The organism is Propioniciclava sp., assembly GCF_047602245.1.
Taxonomy (GTDB): Bacteria; Actinomycetota; Actinomycetes; order Propionibacteriales; family Propionibacteriaceae; genus Propioniciclava.
Genome location: NZ_JASGHT010000001.1, coordinates 1,763,518 through 1,787,200 on the forward strand (window position 1 = coordinate 1,763,518; position 23,683 = coordinate 1,787,200).

General features: G+C 67.5%; 21 protein-coding genes. 5 read left to right on the top strand and 16 right to left on the bottom strand.

The features are described 5' to 3' along the window. Positions 1-25: 25 nt before the first annotated feature. From QM708_RS08420 to ord, 9 genes are all read right to left on the bottom strand, one after another. The gene (locus tag QM708_RS08420) at positions 26-1,558 is read right to left on the bottom strand and encodes an amino acid permease (RefSeq protein ID WP_415106697.1); all 1,533 of its coding nucleotides are present in this window, start codon (positions 1,556-1,558) and stop codon (positions 26-28) included. Between the two features lie 167 nt (positions 1,559-1,725). Further along, positions 1,726-2,844: an alanine dehydrogenase gene (ald, locus tag QM708_RS08425; RefSeq protein ID WP_415106700.1), complete on the bottom strand. Its 1,119-nt coding sequence runs from the start codon at positions 2,842-2,844 to the stop codon at positions 1,726-1,728. Positions 2,845-2,882: 38 nt separating this feature from the next. Continuing rightward, on the bottom strand, positions 2,883-4,010 hold the full coding sequence (locus tag QM708_RS08430) for an alanine/ornithine racemase family PLP-dependent enzyme (RefSeq protein ID WP_415106703.1): 1,128 nt from the start codon (positions 4,008-4,010) through the stop codon (positions 2,883-2,885). 3 nt (positions 4,011-4,013) lie between these two features. Continuing rightward, the gene (locus QM708_RS08435; RefSeq protein ID WP_415106706.1) at positions 4,014-5,354 is read right to left on the bottom strand and encodes a glutamate mutase L; all 1,341 of its coding nucleotides are present in this window, start codon (positions 5,352-5,354) and stop codon (positions 4,014-4,016) included. A gap of 7 nt (positions 5,355-5,361) precedes the next feature. After that, complete coding sequence (gene oraE / locus QM708_RS08440) at positions 5,362-7,590, bottom strand: D-ornithine 4,5-aminomutase subunit OraE (protein WP_415106709.1); 2,229 nt, start codon at positions 7,588-7,590, stop codon at positions 5,362-5,364. 5 nt (positions 7,591-7,595) lie between these two features. Further along, on the bottom strand, positions 7,596-7,952 hold the full coding sequence (oraS, locus tag QM708_RS08445; RefSeq protein WP_415106712.1) for a D-ornithine 4,5-aminomutase subunit OraS: 357 nt from the start codon (positions 7,950-7,952) through the stop codon (positions 7,596-7,598). Positions 7,953-7,954: 2 nt separating this feature from the next. Beyond that, the gene (ortB, locus tag QM708_RS08450) at positions 7,955-9,376 is read right to left on the bottom strand and encodes a 2-amino-4-oxopentanoate thiolase subunit OrtB (RefSeq protein WP_415106715.1); all 1,422 of its coding nucleotides are present in this window, start codon (positions 9,374-9,376) and stop codon (positions 7,955-7,957) included. Then, positions 9,373-9,672 carry a 2-amino-4-oxopentanoate thiolase subunit OrtA gene (gene ortA, locus QM708_RS08455; RefSeq protein WP_415106718.1) on the bottom strand — a complete coding sequence of 100 codons (300 nt, stop codon included), beginning with the start codon at positions 9,670-9,672 and terminating at the stop codon, positions 9,373-9,375. Before ortA ends, ortB begins: the two co-directional genes overlap by 4 nt. Before the next feature lie 28 nt (positions 9,673-9,700). Continuing rightward, positions 9,701-10,747 carry a 2,4-diaminopentanoate dehydrogenase gene (ord, locus tag QM708_RS08460; RefSeq protein ID WP_415106720.1) on the bottom strand — a complete coding sequence of 349 codons (1,047 nt, stop codon included), beginning with the start codon at positions 10,745-10,747 and terminating at the stop codon, positions 9,701-9,703. A gap of 253 nt (positions 10,748-11,000) precedes the next feature. On the opposite strand from ord, the gene QM708_RS08465 reads away from it, so the two are divergent. From QM708_RS08465 to QM708_RS08480, 4 genes are all read left to right on the top strand, one after another. Further along, on the top strand, positions 11,001-11,990 hold the full coding sequence (locus tag QM708_RS08465; protein ID WP_415106723.1) for an Lrp/AsnC family transcriptional regulator: 990 nt from the start codon (positions 11,001-11,003) through the stop codon (positions 11,988-11,990). 1,526 nt (positions 11,991-13,516) lie between these two features. Next, positions 13,517-14,389, top strand: coding sequence for a ParA family protein (locus QM708_RS08470; RefSeq protein ID WP_415106726.1), 873 nt, complete (start codon positions 13,517-13,519; stop codon positions 14,387-14,389). Positions 14,390-14,403: 14 nt separating this feature from the next. Then, positions 14,404-15,345 carry a ParB/RepB/Spo0J family partition protein gene (locus QM708_RS08475; protein WP_415106729.1) on the top strand — a complete coding sequence of 314 codons (942 nt, stop codon included), beginning with the start codon at positions 14,404-14,406 and terminating at the stop codon, positions 15,343-15,345. Positions 15,346-15,394: 49 nt separating this feature from the next. Then, positions 15,395-15,685 (top strand): hypothetical protein, encoded by a 291-nt coding sequence (locus QM708_RS08480; RefSeq protein WP_415106732.1) that lies wholly within the window; start codon positions 15,395-15,397, stop codon positions 15,683-15,685. A 652-nt stretch (positions 15,686-16,337) separates the two neighbouring features. Here QM708_RS08480 and QM708_RS08485 read toward each other — a convergent pair. From QM708_RS08485 to QM708_RS08515, 7 genes are all read right to left on the bottom strand, one after another. After that, the gene (locus QM708_RS08485; RefSeq protein ID WP_415106735.1) at positions 16,338-18,080 is read right to left on the bottom strand and encodes a DUF222 domain-containing protein; all 1,743 of its coding nucleotides are present in this window, start codon (positions 18,078-18,080) and stop codon (positions 16,338-16,340) included. Between the two features lie 273 nt (positions 18,081-18,353). Next, complete coding sequence (locus QM708_RS08490; protein ID WP_415106738.1) at positions 18,354-18,653, bottom strand: transcriptional regulator; 300 nt, start codon at positions 18,651-18,653, stop codon at positions 18,354-18,356. Then, positions 18,650-19,084, bottom strand: coding sequence for a hypothetical protein (locus QM708_RS08495; RefSeq protein WP_415106741.1), 435 nt, complete (start codon positions 19,082-19,084; stop codon positions 18,650-18,652). Before QM708_RS08495 ends, QM708_RS08490 begins: the two co-directional genes overlap by 4 nt. Positions 19,085-19,627: 543 nt before the next feature. Further along, the gene (locus tag QM708_RS08500; protein WP_415106744.1) at positions 19,628-20,005 is read right to left on the bottom strand and encodes a DUF3817 domain-containing protein; all 378 of its coding nucleotides are present in this window, start codon (positions 20,003-20,005) and stop codon (positions 19,628-19,630) included. Next, a complete protein-coding gene (locus QM708_RS08505; protein ID WP_415106747.1) occupies positions 20,002-20,787 on the bottom strand; it encodes an SURF1 family protein in 786 nt (261 codons plus the stop codon). Before QM708_RS08505 ends, QM708_RS08500 begins: the two co-directional genes overlap by 4 nt. Before the next feature lie 2 nt (positions 20,788-20,789). Beyond that, on the bottom strand, positions 20,790-21,746 hold the full coding sequence (locus QM708_RS08510) for a D-alanine--D-alanine ligase family protein (protein ID WP_415106750.1): 957 nt from the start codon (positions 21,744-21,746) through the stop codon (positions 20,790-20,792). Positions 21,747-21,772: 26 nt separating this feature from the next. Further along, on the bottom strand, positions 21,773-23,083 hold the full coding sequence (locus QM708_RS08515; protein ID WP_415106753.1) for a PLP-dependent aminotransferase family protein: 1,311 nt from the start codon (positions 23,081-23,083) through the stop codon (positions 21,773-21,775). Positions 23,084-23,129: 46 nt separating this feature from the next. On the opposite strand from QM708_RS08515, the gene QM708_RS08520 reads away from it, so the two are divergent. After that, a complete protein-coding gene (locus QM708_RS08520) occupies positions 23,130-23,642 on the top strand; it encodes a hypothetical protein (protein ID WP_415106756.1) in 513 nt (170 codons plus the stop codon). Positions 23,643-23,683: the final 41 nt, after the last annotated feature.

Consider the following 23,683-nt stretch of genomic DNA (forward strand, 5'->3'; position numbering starts at 1 on the left):
GGTGGGGGCACCGGGTGGGTCGGGGTCACTCGGCGAAGTTCGCCTCGTGCGCGGGGATGGTGAGATCGGCGTCTTCCGGCTTGACCATCTTGGTGTTGTGCCGCTTCTTGTAGATCAGGTACATCGCCACCAGAACCGGGGTCAGCACGTAGTTGGTGATCAGGTTGAACCAGAAGTCGAACGGCGTCTGCTCGGTGGTGAAGATCCAGTAGCCCGAGCCGAAGATGATGAAGACGAAGACCGCCATCGCGATCCACGGGCCCCAGGGGTAGAACTTCGACCGGAACTTCAGCTCCTCGACGGTGTGGCCCTGAGCCAGCCAGGCTTTGCGGAACCGCAGCTGGCACCAGGCGATACCGAACCAGACCACCACGCCGGAGGTGGCGCACAGGTTGACGATCGCGATGTAGAACTTGGCGTCGCCGACCAGTGAGGTGGCGAAGCTGACCGCCGCCACCAGGCTGGTGACGAAGACGGCCCGCACCGGGACGCCGCGCTTGTTCAGCTTGCTCAGCGACTTCGGCGCCTGCCCGCTGACCGACATCGCGTACAGGATGCGGGAGGCGCAGAACAGGCCGGAGTTGCCGCAGGACAGCACCGAGGTCAGCACCACGGCGTTCATGAACGAGGCCGCCACGATGAAGCCGGCGTTCTGGAACACGATGGTGAACGGTGAGGTGGCCACTTCGGTGACGTCGCTGGAGAGCAGGTGCGGATCGTTGAACGGCACCAGGAAGCCCAGCACCACGACGGTGCCGATGTAGAAGAACAGCAGCCGCCAGAACACCGACCGGATCGCCTTCGGGACGGTCCGTCGCGGATCCTCGGTCTCGGCCGCGGCGACGCCGGTCAGCTCGGTGCCGGAGAAGGTGTAGGCCACCATCAGGAAGATCGCCATGAAGCCGCCGAGGCCGCCGAACAGTGGAGCGGTGTTGCCGCTGGTGGGATCGTGCAGGGTCCAGTTGGCCAAACCCGGGGAACCGCTGCCGATCATGCCGAAGATCATCGCCACGCCGGTGATCAGGAACAGCACGATGACCACGATCTTGACGCCGGCGAACCAGTACTCGCTCTCGGCGAAACCGCGGGCGGAGATCAGGTTGAGCCCGAGCAGCAGGAAGTAGAACAGCACTGCCCACAGTGATGCCGGAGTGTCCGGTAGCCAGTATTTGACGATCATCGCGCCGGCCACGAATTCCGTGGCCACGGTGATCGCCCAGCAGAACCAGTAGTTCCAGCCGAAGGTGAAACCCAGCGCCGGATCGATGAACCGGGTGGAGTATTCCTGGAAGGAGCCCGAGATCGGCAGCTCGGTGGTCATCTCGCCCAGGCCCTGCATCATGAAGTAGACGATCACGCTCATCAGCCCGAAGGCCATCACCGCGCCCAGCGGGCCGATGCCTGAGATGGCGTTGCCGCTGACGAAGAAGATGCCGGTGCCGATGGTGCCGCCGACGGCGATCATCACCATGTGGCGGGGCTTGATCGAGCGCTGCAGGCCCTGGGGCGGCTGTGCGTCCGGATGACCCGGCGCGAGGCTCTTGTGAATCGACGTCATCTCAGTTCCCCTCACCTGCACTGGGAGACGGTTCGATCAGGTTGCTGCGTATCACGTAGGTATACATGAATCTCCTCCTGCTGTTTCCTTGCCTCGGCATTGAGGCGTGTGGGTCTTGTTGGCGGGCTGGTCAAAGACCAGCCCGCCGGCGGCACGGGTGCCGCGGATCAGCTGATCAGAACCTGCTCCACAGCGGTGTAGTCGAGCTGCCAGGCGGCGGCGACAGGCTCGTTGGTGAGCACGCCGCCCACGGTGGACAGTCCCTTCGCCAACGCCTGGTTCTCACCGAGCGCGCGGCGCCAGCCCTTGTCGGCGAGCTGGCTGATGTAGGGCAGGGTCGCGTTGGTCAGGGCGCGGGTGGAGGTCACCGGCACCGAGCCCGGCATATTCGCCACGGCGTAGAACACGCTGTTGTGCACCGGGTAGGTCGGATCGGCGTGGGTGGTCGGATGCGTGTCGGCGAAGCAGCCGCCCTGGTCGACCGCCACGTCGACGAAGACCGAGCCCGGCTTGGCGGCGGCGACCAGCTCGTTGCTGACCAGCTTGGGGGCGCGGGCGCCGGGCACCAGCACGGTGCCGATCACCAGGTCGGCCTCGCGGACGGCCTCCTCGATCGCGTAGGCGGTGGACACCACGGTCTTGACGTGGCCGTTGAACTCGGCGTCGAGCTGGATCAAGGTGTCGGCGACGACGTCCAGGATGGTCACGTCGGCCCGCATTCCGTAGGCCATCTGGGCGGCGTTCCGGCCGGCGGTGCCGCCACCGATCACGACCACCTTGGCCGGGTTGACCCCGGGGACGCCCGACAGCAGGGTGCCGCTGCCGCCGGTGTGCTTGAGCAGCGCGTTGGTGCCGGCGATGGTGGCCAGCCGGCCGGCGACCTCGCTCATCGGCAGCAGCAGGGGCAGCGCGCCTCGGTCGGTCTGCACGGTCTCGTAGGCGATCGAGGTGGTGCCACCGGAGAGCAGCGCCTCGGTCTGCGGCCGGTCTGCGGCCAGGTGCAGGTAGGTGAACAGCACCAGGTCGTCGCGCAGGTAGCCGTACTCGGCGGCGATCGGCTCCTTCACCTTCACCAGCAGTTCGGCGTCACCCCACACTCCGGCGGCGTCCGGCACCAGGGTGGCGCCGGCCTGGCGGTACTGTTCGTCGCTGATCGCCGAACCGACCCCGGCCCCTTGCTGAACCAGCACCTGGTGGCCCCGCGCGGTCAGGTGATGCACCCCGGCAGGGGTGATCGCGACCCGGTGCTCCTGGTTCTTGATCTCGGTCGGGATTCCAATCTTCATCGCCGTATCTCCTTGGTTGATGGGGCTATCGGTGGTTCTTAGGCGGTGGCGCGGTGCCACTGCCGGGTGGCGGGTGCGGTGGCGCCGTGGTCGGCGACCGCGACCTTCCACACGTAGGGGGAAGTGCTAGCGGACAGCAGTCCGCCGTAGCTGGGCCAAAAGCCCAGTTCGCAGCCGACCTGCACCGGGCCGACGGCGTCCTCGACGTCGAGGATCAGGTGGTCGCTGCTCGCGCCCAGCACGATGATCCCGGGATCCTGCGGGGTGAGCGCGTCCGCGGCGATGTCTTGGCGGCCGATATTGCAGATCGCCCGCCTCCGGACGCCGCGGTCGACGCACACCGGATGCCCGCCGAAGGCGTCCTGGCCGATCGGGCCCAACGGCACCGACGGCTTGCGCTCCAACTCGACCACCTCGGCCACCACCCGGACGGTGTCCTGCCGGGCCCCGGGCCACGGCGTCCGGTCGAGCACATTGCGGCCCAGCCAGATCGCCTCGCCGATCCGCAACTGGTTGATCTGTGGCGGCATCTGGCCGGCGGCCATCAGCGGCAGGTTGGAGCTGTTGCCGCCCGAGAGCAGATCCAGCGGCAGGCCGGTCGCCGTCCGGCATTGGTTCCGCACCTCGACCAGCACCGCCAGGTTCTCCGGGGTGGGCGCGACGCCGCCGTAGCAGGCCAGGTTCGTTCCCAGTCCGGCCACCTCGATGTGCGGAAGCCGGGCGACCTGTTTGATCACGCCGGCCACCCGGTCGGGCCAGATCCCCTCCCGCAGATCGCCGACGTCGACCATCAGGACGATCCGATGGGTCGTCTCACCCGCCACGGCCGCTTCGGACAGCGCGCGGATGGTGGTCACCGAGGAGTTCAGCGAGTAGTCGGCCCACCGCACCACATCGGCGGCGCTGCCCGGGCCGACCGGACGCAGCAGCATGGTGGGCAGGCCGAGGCCGGCGGACGCGATTCGCTGCAGATTGCTGATCCTGGAGTCGGCGACCATGGCCGCCGCCGACCCGGCGATCGCCGACAGCACGGCAGGATGGGCACCCATCACCTTGGTCACCGCAGCAACGCTGACGCCGTGTTCGGCGCATTGCCCGGTCACCACACGAAGGTTGTGCGCCATCCGCTCGGGGTGAATCTCCAGTCTGGGCGTGGTGGGATGCATGGGTCACGCCCCCTCGGCGTCGTCGTAGGATTCCACCCACTCGGCGAAGGTGGCCGCCACCTCATCGGGGTAGGACTGCGCGATCGTGCCGAGTGCGGAGAAGCGGTAGTGCCGGTCGATCAGGATCCGGGCCTCCGGTGGCGGCAGCAGCCGGGTGCCGGCGCCCAGCCGGATCCGGGCCAGGATGCCGGCGCCGCCGTCGATCTTGGTCAGGGCGCCGCCGGTGCCCACGATCCAGCGGACGGCGGTGAGGTCCTTGCCGCGGACGATCTGGGTCTTGCCGGTGGGGGTGAACAGGTCGACCACGCCGCCGGCGTGCCGCCGGATCCCGGCCTCGACCGCTCGTGCGGTCAGCCAGCGGGTGACGCTGGCCTCCCGCTCGTTGCTGGGCATGGCGGCGAGGAACTCCATGCTCACCCCGGCCTGTGGGTCGGCCGACATGTCCGCCACATTGTGGGCGTTCACGTAGACGCCGAGGTCGCCCTCGACGGTGCGTTTGGCGCGCGGCTCGGGGTCGATGCTGTGGGATACCCACTCCGGGCTGCCGTCGGTGACGCTGTGCACGTCGGTGGTGGCGCCGCCGACGTCCATCACCAGCGCGTCGCCGACGGTATTGGCGAAGATCTCGGTGGCCAGCAGCACCGCACCCGGTGTCGGCAGGATGCCGTGGCGGGAGAGCGCGGCCAGCCGGGACATCCCCGGCGCCTGCACGATGTGCTCGTTGAACACCTCGTGGATCAGTTCGCGCACCGGCTCGATCCGGAGCACGTCCACGTCGGGGAAGACGTTGTCGGTCAGCATGACCTTCTCGTCCACCGCGGCGAAGATCTCCTGCACCTGCCGGCGGACGGCGGTGTTGCCGGCGTACACCACCGGCGCCCGTAGCCGGGCTTGGGCCAGCGCGCGGGCATTGCGCAGCACGGTCCGCTTCTCACCGTGGTCAACACCGCCGGCCAGCAGGATGATGTTCGGCCGCACCTCGCGCAGTTCTTCGATGTCGTAGGAGTCGATCGGCCCGACGGTGGTCAGCGCCACGATCGCCCCGGCGCCCAGCGCGGCCTCGCGGGCGGCGCGGGCGGTCATCCCCTGGGTGAGGCCGTGGACGCTCATCCGCAGCCCGCCGGCCGCCGAGCTGTTGACGAACACCTCGCCGCCGTCCACCTCGGCCGCCGAACTCGCCCGCAGTTCGGCCAAGGCGGCGTCCACCCCGACGCCCACGTCGCCCTGGGCGACGGAGGTGGCGGCGAAACCCTGCCCGGCGTGGTGGAAGCGGCCGCCGGCCAGCTCGAAGGCGTTGGCCTTGGTGATGGTCGAGCCGATCTCGAGGGTGACGACGGTGGTCATGGCGAGATCACTCGTCCCTGCTGTCGAGCCCGCGGGCCCGCATTGCCTTGACCATCGCATCCACCACGTCGATGCCCTTGGTGCCGCGACCGAAGGTGGCGTCCATCCCGGTCTCGGCGGCCATCTCGCGGCTGACCTGGGTGCCGCCGGCGATCAGCACCAGCTGGTCCCGGATTCCCCGCTCCACGCACAGGTCGTGCAGTTTGCGCATCATGGTGCGGTGGATGTCGTTGTGGCTGATGATCGTCGAGATCAGGATGGCGTCGCTGCCGGTCTCCACCGCGGCGTCCACGATCTTGTCGATCGGTACCGAGGTGCCGAGGTAGGTGTACTTGACGCCGTACTTCTCGATCCCGCCGTGCTTGATGTCGAGGATCTCGCGCAGCCCGACCGAGTGCTCGTCCTCGCCGACCGTGCCGGCCACCACGGTGAGCCCGCGCTCCTTGATGAAGTCGCGCACCTCGTCCTCGGGCAGCAGGGTGATCTTCTCCGGGATCTTCAGGCTGGAGCGTTCGATGTCGAACGTGACGACGCCCTTGACCTCGAGGAAGCAGCCCTCGGCCGGTTGCATCACCTGGACGTTGATCACCTGCGGATCCTCCAGGCCGAGCTTGGTGGCCATCTCCACGGCGTAGGCGGCGGCGATGTCGGCCGATTCCGGGACGAACAGCTGGATCAGGATGGTGCCGTCGCCGGCGAACTCGACCTCCGGCTTGATCGTGCCGCCGATGCGGTAGGCCCGGGTGCTGGCCAGCCGCCGCTCGGCGGTGTCGGAGGGGTCGAGCTCGTCGATGAACACGATCCGGGACGGGTCGCACAGCGTGCAGCCGCCGATCGGGTCGCAGGCCTTCTCCCCCGCGGTCACCCAGGCCGGCACGGTGCTGTTGCCGAAGTGCGAGCAGACCGGGGCGTAGTAGTCGGGGTCGCGCTCGACGATGGTGTCGGCGCCCACGCCGCCGGCCGAGTCGCGGGCGATGCCGTCGCCGTTGCGTTCGGGGTAGCGGGCGGAGTCGACGAAGAAGCCCTGCTCGACGGCGGCGAAGTAGCCGCCGGCCTCGATGATCTCCTCGATGAAGGCGACCGCGCGTTCCCGGATGTCGCGGGACATCTCACCCAGGGGTCCGTCGTGCCGCAGCTGGACCAGTTCGTTGATCCCGTCCAGGCCCGACCAGATCTGCTTCACGGTCTGCAGGCCACGGATGTTGTTGTAGTGCCAGGGAACGTTGCGACCCTCGTCCGGGGTGATGGTGGACTGGATGTCAGCCCTGGTCAGCATGGAGATCAGCGTGTCGATCGAGTGGGTGCGGACCGCCTCTTCGATGTCCGCCTCGATGTAGCGGGTGTTCTGCTGGGCGCGCATCCGGTACTCGGCGAAGAAGTCGCGCAGCGCGACCGCGTAGGGCAGGTCGAACCACAGCTTGCGGGCCGGCGGCGAGTTCGGCGGCACGGTGGACAGGCCGATCAAGTCGGGCACCATGCCGGCCATCCGGGAGTAGATAGAGTTGATCCCGTGCTGCACCATCAGCTCCGGCAGCACCAGCCAGCCGGCCTTGGCGGTGGCGTTGGCGTTGTGCGCGCCGTCGATCTGCATGATCCGGGCGTCCGCCATCACGTGCTTGGCCTCGGCGGCATCGACGAACGAGCGGTACATGTTGATATTGCGGTACAGCACGTTGTACTGCGGATCCTGGTGGGCGCCGTTGATGCCCTCCTCGGCGAACAGCACCGCCACCTCGGGGCCGGCCACGCCGGACACGTAGGAGTGGAAGTTGATCGGCCGGCCGACCTCGTCCTCGATGACGTCGATCGCCTTGCGGGTGGCGCGGATCATCTTGCGGGTGATCGGGGTGCCGCCCACCCCCTTGGTGGTGCCCTCCAGCAGGCCCTCGATGTGGCTCTGGCCCGCGGTGCGGATCACCATCAGGTGGTCGGCACCATGCCAGGCCGCCATCCGCATCCGGCGGACGTCGTCCTCGAACTGGCCCGAGGCGATCTCGGTGGTGACCACGCAGCTGGGCTGCGGGTCGATGCCGTCGAAGTACTTCGCCGCGGGCAGCGGCATCGAGTTCTTCAGCGGAACGCTGGCGTCGACGTAATGGAACGGGCCGGCGTCCACGCCCTCGGGCGGCACCTCGCGCCAGGTCCAGCCCTTGCGGCGTGGCCGGTAGTGCTCGAGGTCCTGCATCAGGGCGTCGACGTCGAGCTTGGTGTTGGGCTGCAGCGGTCCCCAGGTCATCGTGGTCACTTCCCTTCGAACAGGCCGTCGAGCACCGACGGATCCTCGGCGATCGCGGCGGCGGCCTCGGTCAGCGAGCAGCCGCGGCGGGTGGCCAGCTTCAGCACCGCGTGCCCGGCACCCTTGCCCAGCAGGTGGCGGGCGACCAGGGCGTCCACCACCGGGTGGCAGGTGACCGAGTCGATCCCCATCCGCATCAGCACCGAGCGCTCGATCGAGGGGCTGGTGTGGGTGCGGGCCAGCTCGACGACGGGCGTCATCAGCGCCTCGTTGAGCTCCCAGAACCTCTCCTTCAACTGCTCGTCGGAGAGGGTGGCGAGGCGGGCGCGACGCTCCTCGAAACGCGCGATCCGGTCGGTCATGGTCACTCCTTTTCGGTGCCCGCCAGCGCGGCGAGCAGGCTGCGTACCTGGTCGTGTGAGCCGTTGACGTCGGCGGCCACGAAGGACAGGTCGGTGTCGGTCCACTGCGCCGCCGGGTGGGTCTGGGCGGCGTGTTTGACGTAGCTGGTCCGTAGCCGGTCGACGTCCAGCGGCTTGCCCTTCACCTGGTCGAGCCGGTCGGGGATCACGATCGCCTGGCCGGGCACGTTGCCGGCCGGGTCGCCGCGGCGGACCTCGATGCCACGCTGCCGGGCGAAGGAGAGCTGGCTGTTGTGGTGCTTGCCCGCCCCGGTGTACTCGGTCTCCTGGACGACGACGATCTCGTCGCGGCCCAGGTCCCGGGCAACCGCCACCGCGGCGGTCAGGCTGGTGTTGCCGGCCGGGCCCCGCTCGATGCCCTCCAGCTTGGTGAGCAGCTCGGTGATGTAGAACACCTCGCCCTGGGTGACCAACTGGTAGGCGTCCAGATAGCGCAGCGGACGGGCCGCGTTGCGCGGCACGTCGACCCGGTCGGGCCAGGTGGCGAAGGGGACGCCGAAACCGGTGTGGCCGGTGGTGAAGGACTTGTTGTTGAAGTCGGTATCGGAGGCCATGTGCAGGCCGGAGAGGTCGACCGAGCAGGCGATCAGCTGGGTGCCGGAGCAGCCGACCTCGCGCAGCCCGCGGGCGGTGCCGGTCAGGTTGCCACCGCCGGCGTGGGTGACGATCACCGCGGACGGGTCCTTGCCGTACCGCTGCCGCACCTCGCGTCCCACCTCGGCGCCGAGGGTCTCCACCCCGCGGATGCCGAACGGGGTGTAGAGGCTGGCGTTGAAGTAGCCGGTCTCCTCCAGGGTGCGCAGCAGCACGTAGAACAGCTCGGGGCCGACGCTCAGCCGCAGCACCTCGGCACCGTAGGCCTCGCAGGCGCGGCTCTTCTCCACGATCTCCGGCTGGCCGACCCGGTGGCTGTCGTAGACCTCCTGGACGACGATGCACTTCAGGCCGCGTTGCGCGGCCTGGGAGGCTACCGCAGCACCGTAGTTACCGCTGGTGGCGGTGACCATGCCGGCATAGCCCTTGGTCTGGGCGACGTAGGCGCTGACCGAGGCCCGGCGGGCCTTGAAGCTGCCGGACGCGTTCGCTGCCTCGTCCTTCAGCAGGATGGTGGCACCCTTGCCCGGCTCGGCGGTCGCCCGGACCGCCTCGGTGAGCCGGCGCAACTCGTACAGCGGGGTGTTGCCCACCTTGGTCTCGCGCTGGATCTCGGTGATGTCGTCCAGCGAGAAGCCGGTGGCCGCCATCATCCCCTCGTAGTCGAAGGCGATCGGGCTGGTGGCGAAGGTGTCGTAGTCCAGCCCGAGCGAGGCCTTCATGATCTCGTTCTTGCGGGCCAGCACGCCCTGGTAGGACAGGTCGGTCACGACTCGTACTCCGTTCCGATGGTCAGCAGTTCAGCGACGGTGTCGCCGAAGCTGTGGGTGTAGCCGGGATTGACCGTCCGCAGCGTGCCGGTGTGCGTCCGGCCGATCAGGGAACGGACGGTGACCTGCTCGCCCACCCTGGCCGGGTGGGTGGCGAAGCCGTTCAGCCACAGCATCAGCGGGGTGGCCGCGGTGTCGGCCGGGATACCGTGGGCCCGCTCGGGCGGAGTGAGAACGGTCTGTTCGATCTCGACCCAATCTCCTTCGGCGGCGAGATCGTGCTCTGGGTTCGTCATCGGTCGGGCTCCTTGGTGGTGGACGGGGTCAGCGGCGCAGATAGGCCGAGGCGCCCATCAGGGCGGTCGGCGCCGGCAGGTCGATGACCCGCTTGAGCCCGGGCGAGGCGGCCAGGATCCGCGGGATGGTGTTCACCGCGATGCCCGCGGTGGCGATGCCGCCGGCGATCTCCGGGCCGGTCGAGAGGTGGATCTCCGGGGTGCCGTAGATCGTGATGTAGTCGCCGGTGGACCGGCCATCGGCCTCGGGACAGACTTGCTGCGGATGGGTGAGCCGGATCACCTCGGCATCGCCGCGGTAGCCGCTGGCGATGTGGTTGCAGCCGGCCACCTGGCCGGGCTCGATCACCAGGTCGCCGGCCTCACGGCGCACCGAACTGACGATCGGAGTGATCTGCTGCTCCACCCGGTCGATGCCCAGCCCGAGCGCGTCGTTGATCAGCGCGATCGACTCCGGGAAGCCGACATGCCCGACGATGGAGCCGTCCGCCACCCCGGCCTCGAACTCGGCCAGCGAGGTGCCGACGCCCTGGGTGCGGAAGACGGTCGGGCCGTAGGGGCTGAGATCGTTGACCCGGCTGGCCTCGATCCGGGTGACTTCCTGGCTACCGGCGGTCAGCGTGACCACCAGCAGATCGAGCACGAAGCCGGGGTTGACGCCGACGCCCACGATCGAGACGCCGTGCTCGCGGGCGACCGCGTCCAGTTCGGCGGCGATCTCGGGGTGCTGCGCTTCGGGAGCTGCCATCTCCTCGGCGATGCTCACCACGTTGATCCCGCTGCTGAGGATGCGCTTGAGATCCGGCAGCTGACGGCCGACCCACGAGGTGGTCGCGATCGTCACCACATCGATCCTGGTGGTGGCCAGCAGCATCGACGGATCGTTGGTGACGTTCACGCCGACCGGGTCTTGGCCCAACACCTCGCCGATGTCCTGGCCGTCGTAGGCGGGGTTGGCGTCGACCGCCCCGACCAGCTCGAGACCGTCCTTGGCCAGGATGAGCTGGGCGATGCCGCGACCCATCGCGCCCAATCCCCACTGCACCACTCGAATACGCTGCTGCTGTGTGTTCACGTCTTCCCTCGTCGTCATTGACTGCTGATCCGGCCGTCCGCCAGGCGACGTCGTTGCTGCCTGCCGGGCCCGCCGGGCCTTGCCGCGGCGTCATCGCTGACGCCGTGGGCACAGTTCAACAGCCGGACCCGGCCGGTGCGCGTCCCCGCTCGATTTATGCGCCCACTGGGTAGTTGGCTGGAGGATTGGTCAGCGCCGACCGGGATCGGCACGAGATTTTCCCAATCCGGCTCGGAAGGACGAGACTGTCGCCATGATCGATGAGACCGATCTGCAACTGGTCAACCTGCTGCAGATCTATCCCCGGATGTCGTGGGCGAACGCCGGCCGGATCCTCGGGATCTCCGCCACCACCGCCGCCAACCGCTGGCACCGGCTGAACGGCGAAGGGCTGGCCTGGATCACCACCTACCCCAACCTGGAGACCCAGTTCACCGCGATCGTCGAGGTCGACTGCCGCACCGATACGCTGCCGGTCGTCATCCAGCAGTTGTGCCAGCACCCGCTGGTGGTGAGCGTGGAGGAGTGCACCGGCGACGGCGACCTGCTGGTGTGGATCATCGCGCCCGACATGAATTCACTGACCACCCTGATCATCGAATGGATCGGCCGCCTGGACGGGGTGCACGGCACCCGCAGTTCCCTGATCACCGAGGTGATCGTCGGCGGTGAGTCCTGGCGGGTCAACGCGCTCGGCCCGGCCCGGACCTCGCAGGCCACCGCCACCCGCCCCCAGCAGGCGCCGGAGAGCACGCCGTCGCGGGTCGACGTGGTTCTGGCCGAGGCGCTGGCCCGGGACGGCCGCGTCAGCGCGACCGCCCTGGCCCACCTGCTGGACGCCCCGGTGAGCAGTGTGCAGCGCCGGCTGCAACGGCTGTTGGTCGGCGGGAAGATCACCATGAGGTGCGATGTGGCACCCCAGTTCGCCGGGTGGGCGCTGGAATGCACCTGGCTGGCCACCGCCGCACTCAACCACAAGCCGCGGATCGCCGAACTGCTCCGGGACCAGCCCTCGCTACGGGCCGGCGAATGGACCACCGGAGCGCACAATCTGCGGCTCACCTTCCGGGCGAACACCATGTCCACCCTCCGCGGCTTCGAACAGACCCTCGCCAAGACGCTGCCCGGCTTGGCGCCCGGTGATCTCGTCGTCCAGATGAGGGCCCACAAATCCATGGGCTGGCTGCTCGACTCCGCCGGACGGACCACCGGCAACCTGGTGGTGCCGGTGTTCGCGCCCTGATCGCGGACACCTGGTGATGGCTCGATCCCACGGACGCCGGTGAGGGGGGCGTTGACGGAGCGTACGCTCCGTCTCGTGGCGTACCTCGTTGTCGTCGTGCCTGTGCTGCAACATAGGCGCGACCGCGAGTTCTTCAGCGTGAGCGTGGAGCGTACGCTCCATGAGGTGTCGGTTTGTCGATAAACCGAGAGTAGCTGTAATGCTTTATCGATAAAGCGGGGTTGTCGTGTGATTGAGGATGGGGACCGCGTGCTCGCCCGATTCCGCCAACCCGTCTTCGCGAAGTCGCCGTGCGGCAACCCGGCCGTCGGAACCTGGTCTCGCGGGCGGACGCCGTCGACGCGCTCGAACTTTGTGTCGTCGTCATGCTCGACGATCATGGGTTCGGCTGCATGGTCGAGGTTGGAGGTCCGAACGATCGACACGGTGAGGGTCAATGACCCTGCCACAACGGATTTCAATGGAACAGTGTGCTGGTGATGATGCACTGCTTCATCAAGCGGTGTCGGACGCCCGGTCGTCCGGTTTCTGGGTCAGGGCAACGCTGGACGCCGGGCCGAACGTGAAGTCACATGGCGCCCACAATCTGGGGATGTGAGAAGGACCGGGTTGGACTACCAGCCCGATTGTTCTCACGTCTTCGCCGAGCCGCCGGTACTGACGCATGGCCGGCGGCGGCAATTGCCCCGAGCAGTGTTCACGCGAATCCGCGCCAGGCGTGGTCCGCTGTGGCGGTGTTCGCGCAGGTCGGCCTCAGCGATGGTGACGGAGCGTGCGCCCGATATCCCTATCTCACGCGCGGTGACCGAGCCTACCTACCGTCACTCGTCGTGCGTCACCCGTCGTGCGTCACCCGTCAATCGGGCGGCCGCGGCCACGATGGCAGCAAGGCGGCATCCCCGACGATGACGCTCTGGTTGGATGTTTCGCACGCCGCCCGGTGTACTCACCGTCGCCCGGGTAGGAAACCGGGCGACAGGGACTATGCCGGGCGACGTGCCGGGCGAACGTGATTAACCCGGGCGGCGTGGTCCGACCATCTCGCCCAGAGAGGGTTTCCAATGACGGGTGGCTCGCGTAGGTGTTCTGTCTCATCGGCACACGTCTGGCAACGCCGGTCCCGATCAAAACACCGTGACGGACGAAACGGGGACTCCGAGATCGCTAAATCCGAGAATGAATTATCCTCCGCTCCGAACAGTCGCCCGACCCAGGGCACCACGGCTAGTCGAGGTTTCTGCTCGTCGTGTGACTCTCCGAGCGCAGATGTGTAGGCATCGTGTTGGGTTTAGAGGGTGATCGTCGAGGGTGTTTTCGATGTTGAACACGCTGTCGAGATGAAGGAGTGAGGGCCGAAGATGGCATCTCTGAGACGGCCGTTCCTCGCGAACCTGTGCTGATGACGGCGGTTCGAACGGATCGGCGCGAGATGGTGAGGTATTTTTTGGTAGTCGCCGATTGGCCTCTCGAAGGATGGATTGCTTGTGTCGACTTCCCCCGCACAGCCTCGCCGGATCGCCCACGACGTGGACGAGTTCGCGATCATAGAGCCGGAGGCTCCGGATGACCTCGCGATCGATGTTTCACGTGAAACGCCGACTCTTCCGCAGCCGCTCAGCCCGCGGATCATGGTCGTTGCCAACCAGAAGGGTGGCGTCGGCAAGACGACCACCGCGGTGAACATCGCGGCCGGCCTGGCGCAGGGCGGCCTCAAAGTCATGGTGATCGACATTGATCCTCAAGGCAACGCGTCCACCGCGCTCGGTATTGAACATGACGAGGGTACGACCAGCACCTACGAATGCCTGGTCGACCAGTACCCGATCATCGACGCGCTCCGCCGCTGCCCCGACATCCCAGGTCTGTGGGTGCTTCCCGCGACCGTGGATCTCGCCGGTGCCGAGGTGGGGCTGGTGGCGTCGGTTTCACGTGAAACACGAATGAAGGACGCGCTGGCGACTTTCTTCGAGAAGTACTACGTCGACTATGTGATCATCGACTGCCCGCCGTCGCTGGGTCTGCTGACCCTCAACGCGTTGGTGGCGGCGCAGGAGATTCTCATTCCGATCCAGTGCGAGTACTACGCCCTCGAGGGGGTTACGCAGTTGCTTCGGACCATCAACTTGGTCAAGGGACGCCTCAATGAGGAGTTGGTGCTCTCCACCGTCCTGCTCACCATGTACGACGGGCGCACGAACCTCTCCTCGCAGGTCGCCGCGGAGGTGCGCCGGCACTTTGAGCGGGAGACGCTGGATACGGTGATCCCACGCTCGGTCCGGGTCGCGGAAGCGCCGTCCTACGGGCAGACGGTGCTCAGCTACCAGTACAACTCGGTGGGCGCGCAGGCTTACGTCGAGGCGGCCCAAGAGATCGCCGAACGCGGCGCCAAGAGCTTCTGACTAGGAGGAATGTCATGTCTGCACCACGTCAGCGCTCCGGCCTGGGTCGCGGTCTCGGGGACCTGATCAGGCCGACGACGGTCGACGTATCGCCCCCGGCCCGGGTCGCCGAGGATGACCCGCAGGACGACGCGGCCCTCGTGCCGGCACCCGCCGGCGCGGCGTTCGTCGAACTCGACGTCGATGCGATCGCCGCCAATCCCAAGCAGCCCCGGCAGGTCTTCGATGAGGACGACCTGGGCGAGTTGGTCGAGTCGATTCGCGAGGTGGGCCTGCTGCAGCCCGTCGTGGTGCGACGGGTCGGCGACGGATACGAACTCGTCATGGGCGAGCGTCGTCTGCGGGCGACCCGGCGCGCGGGCCTGGCGACGATCCCCGCCATCGTCCGGGACACCGCAGATCACGACCTGTTGCGCGATGCCCTGCTGGAGAACCTGCACCGCGTCCAGCTCAATCCCCTCGAAGAGGCCGCTGCCTACCAGCAGATGCTCGATGACTTCGATTGCACCCAAGATGAGTTGGCGACTCGGATCAAGCGTTCGCGCCCGCAGATCTCCAACACGATCCGACTGCTCCGGCTGCCGGGGCCGGTGCAGCGACGGGTGGCCGCCGGCGTCCTTTCTGCCGGTCATGCCCGTGCGCTGCTGGGCCTGACCGATCCTGTCGACCAGGAACGGCTGGCGCAGCGGATCGTCGCTGAAGGCCTCAGTGTGCGCACCGTCGAGGAGATCGTGTCGATGGGGCAGCACGAACAGCGTGCTCGTCGCCGGACGGTCCCCCGGACGCCGTCCCCCCGCGCGAGTCACCTCGCCGAGGTGCTCACCGACAGTTTCGACACCCGGGTCAACGTGCAGATCGGCAAGACCAAGGGACGCATCACCATCGAGTTCGCCGGTGAGGAGGACCTGGACCGCATCCTGGTTGTGCTCCGCGAAGGGGTCTCCACCCAAGCCTGACCGCGTCGAGTGAGGCGGTCGGCGTCCCGAGGGGAGGGTTCGCTCGATGGTGAAGAACGAACTGGTGGCGCTGATGGACGAGCATCCCGCCGGCCTGGTGCCGGAAGGATTCGTCCGTCGCCGAGCGGGTGTGTTCGAGAAGACGGTGCGCGAGGGGCTGTCGTGGCGGGCGGTGGTCATCACAGACCGGGCACTTGAACCGCAGCAGGCCTATCTGGAGGTCGGTGTGTTTCTCGTGGAACTGGAGCCGTTCTTCGAGCACGTGTTCTCGATCAGCCGCCGTCCGGGCTTCTATTGCAAGAACGTCCTGGTGCTCGCCGGCCGAACCACGACTCGATGATGACCCGGTTCTCGATCTTCGCAAGTACGAGCGCGCGGGATGGTGGCGCCGACGGCTTGATCCTGCCGAAGTACGTGAACGAGCGCGCGAGGATCTGTCGGCACTCCTCGGTGAGCACGGCCTGCCCTGGTTGTCGGGAATGACATCACTGACCGCTGTGGCGGAAGCTCTCGACCGCGACTTGAGCCAGGACGACTACTGGAACCCCCTCATGGTTTGCGGAGCTGGGAGCGCTCTGGTGGTTGGCAGACCGTCCCGATCTCGCCGAGTTGGCCTAGGCGAAAGCGTTGTCCGAGCGTGTGTCCCGTTCATATGCCGTGAAGCTCCGTAGGATCGTTCAGGATCGATCACCTTGATTGTGACGCGCGGGAGCCAAGAGCTATATCGATAAATAGTTAAACGTCTTTGGGCTGTTGTGCCCTGCCAAGCGGCAAGTTGATACTGCGCTCGCAGAGGCCGGTGTTCCGGGGTTGCTGAGCCAGCGTGACCGGCTTGGGGTGGGGCCGGGCTGGGGTGGTGCTGGGGGACGGTTGACCGTCCCCCCCGCCGGTAGGTCAAGGGGACGATGTCGACGGTCCAGCGTCGATCGGCGGGGACGAGTGATGTCCGCGCCTGGTTTTCATGGCGCTCGGTCTTGCTGCCCGGTGGTGGGTCAAGCGGCAAGGTCGATGACCCAGCGTCGATCGGTGGGGTGAGTGATGTCAATGCCCGTCTTCACTACAGCGCGTTCGGTCTTGTCGGCGCCATCTTTACGCTGGCCGCTGGTCTCGCCGTGTGGGCGTGTGAGGGACAGGAGGTGCTCGTTCGGGTTGTGGCGGAACGCCAGCCCACGTGTTGGCGGTGCCGGAGTGTGACGGACACCATGCGTCGTGCTGTCCCTGCCATCGTGCGAGGTGTCAGGGTGTGGGGTGTCGGTGTGGTTGGTGGTTCCGTTGCGGGCGACCGTGTACCGGTATCCCAACGGTGAGGTCCATTGGAACACTCCGGGTGCTGGCTGGGTGACCTTCCACCCGCCATGAGTTTTCGCTCGGTGCACCAGCCGGCTCAACGGTCCCAGATTCGAAGGCCGTGTCTGGCCTGCTGGTTTCCCTTGATCGTAGGGATCGGTGTGGTCGAGGTCGCAACCGGCCGAGCGCGTGGTCGAGTACGGGAACACCTCGAACGGATCCCGCACCAGCACCTGCCGGCGGATCCTGGCGGGGATCTCGTAGGCGTCGACCTGGGGGTCATCGGCGAGGTCGATCACAGGCAGCACCGTGACCCGGTGATGCCGAAGGAGTTCCTTGACCTGTCTCATCAGCAGCGGCCCGATCTCACCCTCGCCACGCGCTACCGCACTGCCCGGCGCCAGGTGCACCACCATGGTGCAGGCCGGGCGCGGCAATACCCCGCCCGTGTCGCTGGGTGTGGCGAGCACGATCAGAGCATCAACCCGACGGGTCTCAAGATCAACACCGGGCACATCGTCGAGGCTCATGATCGGACCAGGCGCACCCCATGATTTCGAGGGCGCCCACCCCTGCCCACCGGGGATCCTCGGGTCACCAACGGTTGCCTTCGGAACCGCTCCCATGGTGCCGTGCACGATCGAATCAACGACGGTCCCGGTGGCCGATGTCTCTTCATCGGCAACTGCCGGTATCAGCCCGGCGCCTGCCACGGTCGCTCCGCCGGCACCATCATCCAGCATGGGCTCGGTGGAAGGCCCGGTCACCGTCACTCGTGTCACCGGAACAGCACTACGCGCCAGCGCATCAATGGCGGATTCCAGGAGTACCGCGCCGGGGGTGTCGAGCCGGGCGAACAGGCTACTCATTCCGTCCCGCTCATGCCGGATCCGCACGAACCGCTCCGACCTGGCTCGTTCGGCGCGCCGGGCAGCGAACTCCGGCTCGGCGGACACGATCAAACCGGACAGCTTCCGCTTCACCCGCGCCCACGGCAACCGGCCCAAACACGATGCCAGCCGCTCATCCACCCACCGGGCCGCGTCCACACAAAGCTCCGCGGTCCCGGTCTCACGGGCGATCTGGCGCGCCTGCCGCCACTCGACCCTGCCCTCATGCAACGCCGCCCACGTGTAAGGGAGGCGTTCGCGCAGATCCATCACGTCCCGCACCAACGCCGACGCCGCAGGAACCGACGTCCGCAACAGCGGCGCCAACTCGACCGGCAGGAACTCCGCCACCAACGGCGTCCCATCATGACCAGAAGGCCGCAACCGCTCCACACCCGGCAACCCCCGGGTCATCGGGCCGACGTCGGTCACCGTGTCGTACAGGTCAACCAATTCGGCGACCAGGTCGGCCTGACGAACCGCTAACTCCCGTTGCCGCGCGAGCGCATCGACCAGGTCATCGGCGACCTGGCGTGCGGTGCGTGGCGGGGTTTCCATGACCAAATTCTACCCGAACACCCTTTCGAATCCAAGCAGTTGGGGCTAAGGTATTGCCTAGTCAAAGCATCAATTGATTCCTCCGGAGTATTTCCGGTTCCGCGAGCTTGTGTCGGTGTGGTGCGGAGTGCGGCGGCGGGTTCAACGCCCTACCGGACTTCTCGACGACCCGCAGCGCGGCGTGCGAGGTGGAGAAACGGGGACTGTGCAAGAACTTGACTTCGGTATTCCTGTCAGCACTCTGGCGGACGAGTCGTCGGGCTGGCTGAACGACTAGAGGCCTGAAACGATCTCTTGGAGTGCCATGACGTGTCCCTGGTAGGCAGCCTTGCCCCGGTTTGTGATCGACGCCCAGGTTCGCACGCGGCTGGCGCGCGTTGCCTTCGTCGTCGTGACGTAACCGGCTTCTTCCAAGGTCTTCACTTGTTTGCTGAGGACTGATTCGCTCACTCCGGTGACCTCGCGTAGGAGCTCGAATTCTGCCTCGTCGACAGAATCCAGAGCGGCACAGATACGAAGACGATGCGGGGAGTGGATGACGGGATCGAACTGCGCCTTGCCCCGGACCTTCATAGGACCACCACCTGCTCTTGACGCCCTCGGCCACAGATCAGCCCCACCACGGCAAAGGCCAAGAGCGTAGCCGCAGCGCCGATCAGGGCAACTAGAAGGGTTTTCTCAATGACCGCCGAGATCAACCCCGCGCCGAAAACTGCTGCCAAGATCCATACCGGCCACTCCTTGAGAAGCGCAGTCGATAGAACCGTCGCTGTCCAGGTGCCGGTTGCTGACTTGAGCCACAGGTTTGCGAAGAAGGCGGGGATAAATCCAGCTATCAAAAGCCAGTATTGCAATGAGCCGTGGAATGCGAACGACAAGATCGCAGCTGCCGGGCCAATTCCCACCACGGCGTAGTAGCCCCTCGGAGGGCGCGCTCGCTGCGCCACAAAGCGCTTCGTTTCTGATATGTCATCGAGTGACTTGCGGGCTTCTTCAGGGGTCATGACGGACTCCTTTGGTTGAGCAGGATCACCAATGTCTTGGCTTTCCAAGTCGGCAAGTCAAGACTACTCACGGCTTGCCTCCATGGCAAGCCGGGTTGGAAAGTTGGACCTAGTGAGGTTCCGTCCTTGTTGTCGTGATTGCGAGGCACATTGACTGAGGGCCGACGGTCGCGGCCATCCCTACACTGCCGCGGTCCCAGCCGTGCGCCGAGCGAGGTGGGCGGGGGCCGACCTCGACGTCTATCAGGGGCAGTACGGGCCGGAATGCAGGCCGATCGATTCAGCGAGGTTGCACGATGTCCGGACGCTTCCAGCCAGTACATTGTTGACCCGGAGATCCATACGAGGGCGGCGGATGGGCGGGCTGTCTACGTTCTCGAGTTGTCGGACTCGTTGATCTGCTTCGCGAGCTTCCCCGCAGAGAGGATCGAATAGCTCAGAACTGGGCGTCAATGTAGAGACGTGGTGAATAGACGCACCACGTCTCTACATTGATACGGCGAATCGGCGATCCGGACGCCTACCACGCGGGCGATCGAAGGGTCAGTTCTCGGGGTGCTGGGCGATCGCGGCCATCCGGGCGCGGACGTCCTTGGTGGCGTAATGCTCGGCCACGAACGACAGGAACGGCACGGTGCCGGCCAGCGCGATCAGGATCAGCCGTAGCCAGGGCCACTTCACCCGGCGTCCCAGATCGTAGGCGGTGATCAGCAGCACCATGTACAGCCAGCCGTGCGGAACGCCGACGGCGGTGACGACCGCGTCGTTGTCCCACACGTACTTCAGCGGCATACCGATCACGACCAGCACCATCAGCAGGATGCCGACGATCCACGCCATGATGCGATAGCGCAGCAGCGCTCCGCGGATCCCCGGCAGTTCTCCGACCTCGATCGGGCTGTCGTCGAGGGACATGCTCATGACATGGATTCCTTCCTGTCGGCGGACGCCGGTCCGGCACCCTGGGTCGTGTCGGTGTGCAGCGAAGCCAGCGCGGCGGCCTCCTGGGCGCGGCGTTCGCGGACGCCGAGGCCGTGGGCGAGCTTGATGGCCATGCCGAGACCGAAGGCGGCGAACACCCACCATTGCAGCGCGTAGCCGCTGTTTCGGGCCGCTCCCTCGCCGGCGGGCAACGCGACCGGCGCCTTCGCCAGGCCGTGCTGGGCGGCGTCCGGCTCGCTGAGCGTGACGAAGCCGGGCACCAGCTGCTGGGGCCAGCGCTGGGCGAGCAGCGGCATCCGCACCGAGCCCAGTTCACCGGGCGCGGCGGACGCCCCCACGGTGCCTGGTTCTGGGTCGCCTTCACCGGGCAGGAACAGTCCCACCTCGGTCCGCTCCCCGGCGGGGAGCGCGGGCAACGGGGACGGCGCGGAGGCGAGTCCCCGCACGACCGGAAGGATGCGCCCGTCGGCGATCTCGAAGGCGGCCAGCACCCGCCAGCCACCCTCGGTGGGGATCAGCTCCTGCTGCCCGTCGAGGTAGCGGCCCACGATGGTGACCTGTTTGCCGTAGATGTCGCCGACCGCGCCGGCGTCGCCCAGATGGTCGGTCAGCGGTACCGGGGGCTGGGCGGCCCGGTCGGCCACCCCACGGTTGCCCTGGTCGACGAACACCTGCATCTGCCACAACCCGAGCATCACCATGATGGCCGCGCCGACGATGCCGACGCTGACGAGCAGGATCTGCTTCAGGCGGGTGGTCATGGCTACTCGGCGTCCTCGCGGCGTCGTGAGCGGGCCCGGGCGACCAGTGCGGTGCACACGTCGGCGAAGCCGGCCTCGGACGCCTCGATCGCCAGCGGCGTCAGCGAGGTCTCGGTCATGCCCGGGGCCACGTTGACTTCGAGGAACACCGGGACGCCGTCGCGCACGATCAGGTCGGTGCGGGACAGGTCGCGCAGCCCGAGCGCGCGGTGGGCGGCCAGCGCCATCGCGGCGCAGGCGTCCGTCACCTCGTCGGGCAACTCGGCCGGCGCGACGAACCGGGTCTCGCCGGCGGTGTAGCGCGCGGTGTAGTCGTAGACGCCCGAGCGCGGCTGGATCTGCACCGCGGGCAGCGCCACCGGGCCTTCGCCGAGGTCGATCACGGTCACCGCGACCTCGTCGCCCTCGATGAACTCCTCGACGATGGCGACCTCGCCGTAGCTGAACGCGGTCACCACGGCTGCGGGCAGTTCGGCGGCCTCGGTCACCTTGGTGCAGCCCAGCGCCGAACCGCTGCGGGCCGGCTTGACCATCATCGGGAAGCCGATCGTCTCGGCGAGCGCGCTCACCAGCGCGCCAGCGCCCAGCTCGCGGAACACGCTCTGCGGCATCGCCGCCTGCCGGGGCGTCGCGATGCCGGCGTGGGCGATCAGCGGGGTGCTGACCGCCTTGTCGAAGGCGATCCGCGACGACGGGCCGTCCGAGCCGACATAGGGCACCCCGAGCAGGTCCAGCACCCCGCGCAGGGCGCCGTCCTCACCCGCGCCGCCGTGCAGCACCGGGAAGACCACGGCGTCCTCGGCGGCGGCCAAGGTGTCGAGCAGGGACGCCGTGACGTCCGCCTCGACCACCTGATGACCCGCGTCGCGCAACGCCTGGCTGACCCGCCGCCCGGAGCGCAGCGACACGTCGCGCTCGTGCGAGAGCCCGCCGGCCAGGACGATCACGTTGTCGGACACGTTGGTGCTCCTCGTTCGGTTGAGAGTTAGCTGACGTTGGGGGCCGGGCCGGAGACGGGACGATGCCGGTGCTCGTCGGTGCCCAGGCCGAAGGTGTTGTGCATCTCGAGCTCGTCGGCGATGGCCTTGCCGAGCCGGCGGCAGCCCTCGATGATCCGCTCGGGTGTCGGGAAGCAGAACGACAGGCGCATATTGCGGCTGCCGAACCCGTCGGCGTAGAACGCGGTGCCCGGCACGAACGCGACCCGTTCGGTGACCGCGCGCGGCAGCAGCGCCTGGGAGTCGAGACCCTCGGGCAGGGTGACCCAGACGAAGAAGCCGCCGTTGGGCACGGTCCAGGTGGTGCCCGGCGGCATGAACGCCTCCAACCCGTGCAGCATCGCGTCGCGGCGCGCGGCGTACATCGAGCGGAAGGACTCGATCTGGCCGCGCCAGTCGAAGTTGTCCAGGTAGTCGGCGATCGCGAACTGGCTGAACACCGGCGGCGAGAGCACGGCCGCCTCCTGCGCGATCACCAGGCGTTCCCGGACGGCGTGCGGCGCCAGCACCCAGCCGATCCGGAAGCCGGGCGCGAAGGTCTTGGAGAATGAGCCCAGGTAGACGATGTCGTCGTCCATCGAGCGCATCGCGTCGACCGGCTCGCCCTCGATGGTGAGCAGGCCGTAGGGGTTGTCCTCCACCACCAGCAGGCCGTGCTTGCGGGTGACGTCGAGGATCTCGCGGCGGCGTTCGATCGGCTGGGTGATGCCGGTGGGATTGTTGAAGTTCGGGATGGTGTAGAGGAACTTCACCGCTTGGCCGGCGGCGCGCAGCGAGACGATCGCCTGCTCCAGCGCCTGCGGAATGAGACCGTGCTCGTCCATCGCGACGTGGTGGATGCGCGCCTGGTAGGCGTTGAAGGTGCCCATCGCGCCCACATAGGAGGGCGCCTCGCACAGGATCACATCGCCGGGGTTGATGAAGATCCGGGTGACCAGGTCGAGCGCCTGCTGCGAACCGCAGGTGATCACCACATCGTCCGGGTTCGCGACGACGGCCTCTTCGGCCATCACTTCGCAGATCTTCTCGCGCATGAACAGTTCGCCCTGACCAGAGCCGTACTGCATCGCCTGGATGCCGTGCGTCTGCACCAGACGGTCGAACGAATCACCCAGCCGCGCCAGCGGCAGGTCGGCGATGTTGGGCATGCCGCCGGCCAGCGAGACGACCTCGGGGCGATTGGCGACGGAAAAGAGAGCTCGGACGGCGGAAACCGTCATGGACCCGGTCCGGTCTGCATACTGATCGATGTGGGAGTCCAGCCGCGTGTCGCGGCGGGACGGTTCCAAGGAGCTCACCCGGCCATTGTCCCACTTGAGGCCGGGTTGCCCAAAGGAGGCAGCGGTGCGTTCCATCATGTCGCTCGACAGCCAGGACCTCACGGCGCTCGCCTGCCCCTGGTGCGGGCGGACGCCGCCGCCGGCGGTGTTCGGTCTCAAGACCGTCCGGGAGGGTGAGGTGGTCGGCATGATCGCGGCGGCTCCGGCGTCCGCGTTGAACGGCCCCTACTTGGAGGGCAGCACCGTGATCGTGCAGGCCTGGGTGCGCCGGCCCGAGGTGGGCGAGCAGATCGGCACCCAGCTGATGCACCGGCTGGCGGCCACCCAGACGCACCGCGGCGTCCGCGCGCTGATCGCGCCCGGCACCTACGGCGTCCCCAACTGCCAGCACCTGCCCGCGGCCTTCCTCGACGGTCTCGGCTTCCTGGAGACGGTGCCGGGCGCGCAATGGCGAATGGATCTGCGGTCGACGATCCGGGTTCCGGACGCCGTCCAGGCGGTCGCGGACGCCGTGTCGCGGATCCTGCGCCCGGGGCGTCCGGCGGCGGCGAACCGGTCGCGCTGGAACAACGGGTGAGCCCCGGCGGATCAGCCGGTACCGGACAAGGGGGTCCCGCG

Excerpts from the sequence above, each read along its gene's own strand:
- QM708_RS08435 (WP_415106706.1), bottom strand. The coding sequence starts at position 5,354 with ATGACCACCGTCGTCACCCTCGAGATCGGCTCGACCATCACCAAGGCC.
- QM708_RS08505 (WP_415106747.1), bottom strand. The coding sequence starts at position 20,787 with ATGACCACCCGCCTGAAGCAGATCCTGCTCGTCAGCGTCGGCATCGTC.
- ortA (WP_415106718.1), bottom strand. The coding sequence starts at position 9,672 with ATGACGAACCCAGAGCACGATCTCGCCGCCGAAGGAGATTGGGTCGAG.
- QM708_RS08475 (WP_415106729.1), top strand. The coding sequence starts at position 14,404 with ATGTCTGCACCACGTCAGCGCTCCGGCCTGGGTCGCGGTCTCGGGGAC.
- oraE (WP_415106709.1), bottom strand. The coding sequence starts at position 7,590 with ATGACCTGGGGACCGCTGCAGCCCAACACCAAGCTCGACGTCGACGCC.
- QM708_RS08420 (WP_415106697.1), bottom strand. The coding sequence starts at position 1,558 with ATGACGTCGATTCACAAGAGCCTCGCGCCGGGTCATCCGGACGCACAG.
- QM708_RS08430 (WP_415106703.1), bottom strand. The coding sequence starts at position 4,010 with ATGCATCCCACCACGCCCAGACTGGAGATTCACCCCGAGCGGATGGCG.
- QM708_RS08490 (WP_415106738.1), bottom strand. The coding sequence starts at position 18,653 with ATGAAGGTCCGGGGCAAGGCGCAGTTCGATCCCGTCATCCACTCCCCG.
- oraS (WP_415106712.1), bottom strand. The coding sequence starts at position 7,952 with ATGACCGACCGGATCGCGCGTTTCGAGGAGCGTCGCGCCCGCCTCGCC.
- QM708_RS08500 (WP_415106744.1), bottom strand. The coding sequence starts at position 20,005 with ATGAGCATGTCCCTCGACGACAGCCCGATCGAGGTCGGAGAACTGCCG.
- QM708_RS08465 (WP_415106723.1), top strand. The coding sequence starts at position 11,001 with ATGATCGATGAGACCGATCTGCAACTGGTCAACCTGCTGCAGATCTAT.
- ald (WP_415106700.1), bottom strand. The coding sequence starts at position 2,844 with ATGAAGATTGGAATCCCGACCGAGATCAAGAACCAGGAGCACCGGGTC.
- QM708_RS08495 (WP_415106741.1), bottom strand. The coding sequence starts at position 19,084 with ATGACCCCTGAAGAAGCCCGCAAGTCACTCGATGACATATCAGAAACG.
- QM708_RS08485 (WP_415106735.1), bottom strand. The coding sequence starts at position 18,080 with ATGGAAACCCCGCCACGCACCGCACGCCAGGTCGCCGATGACCTGGTC.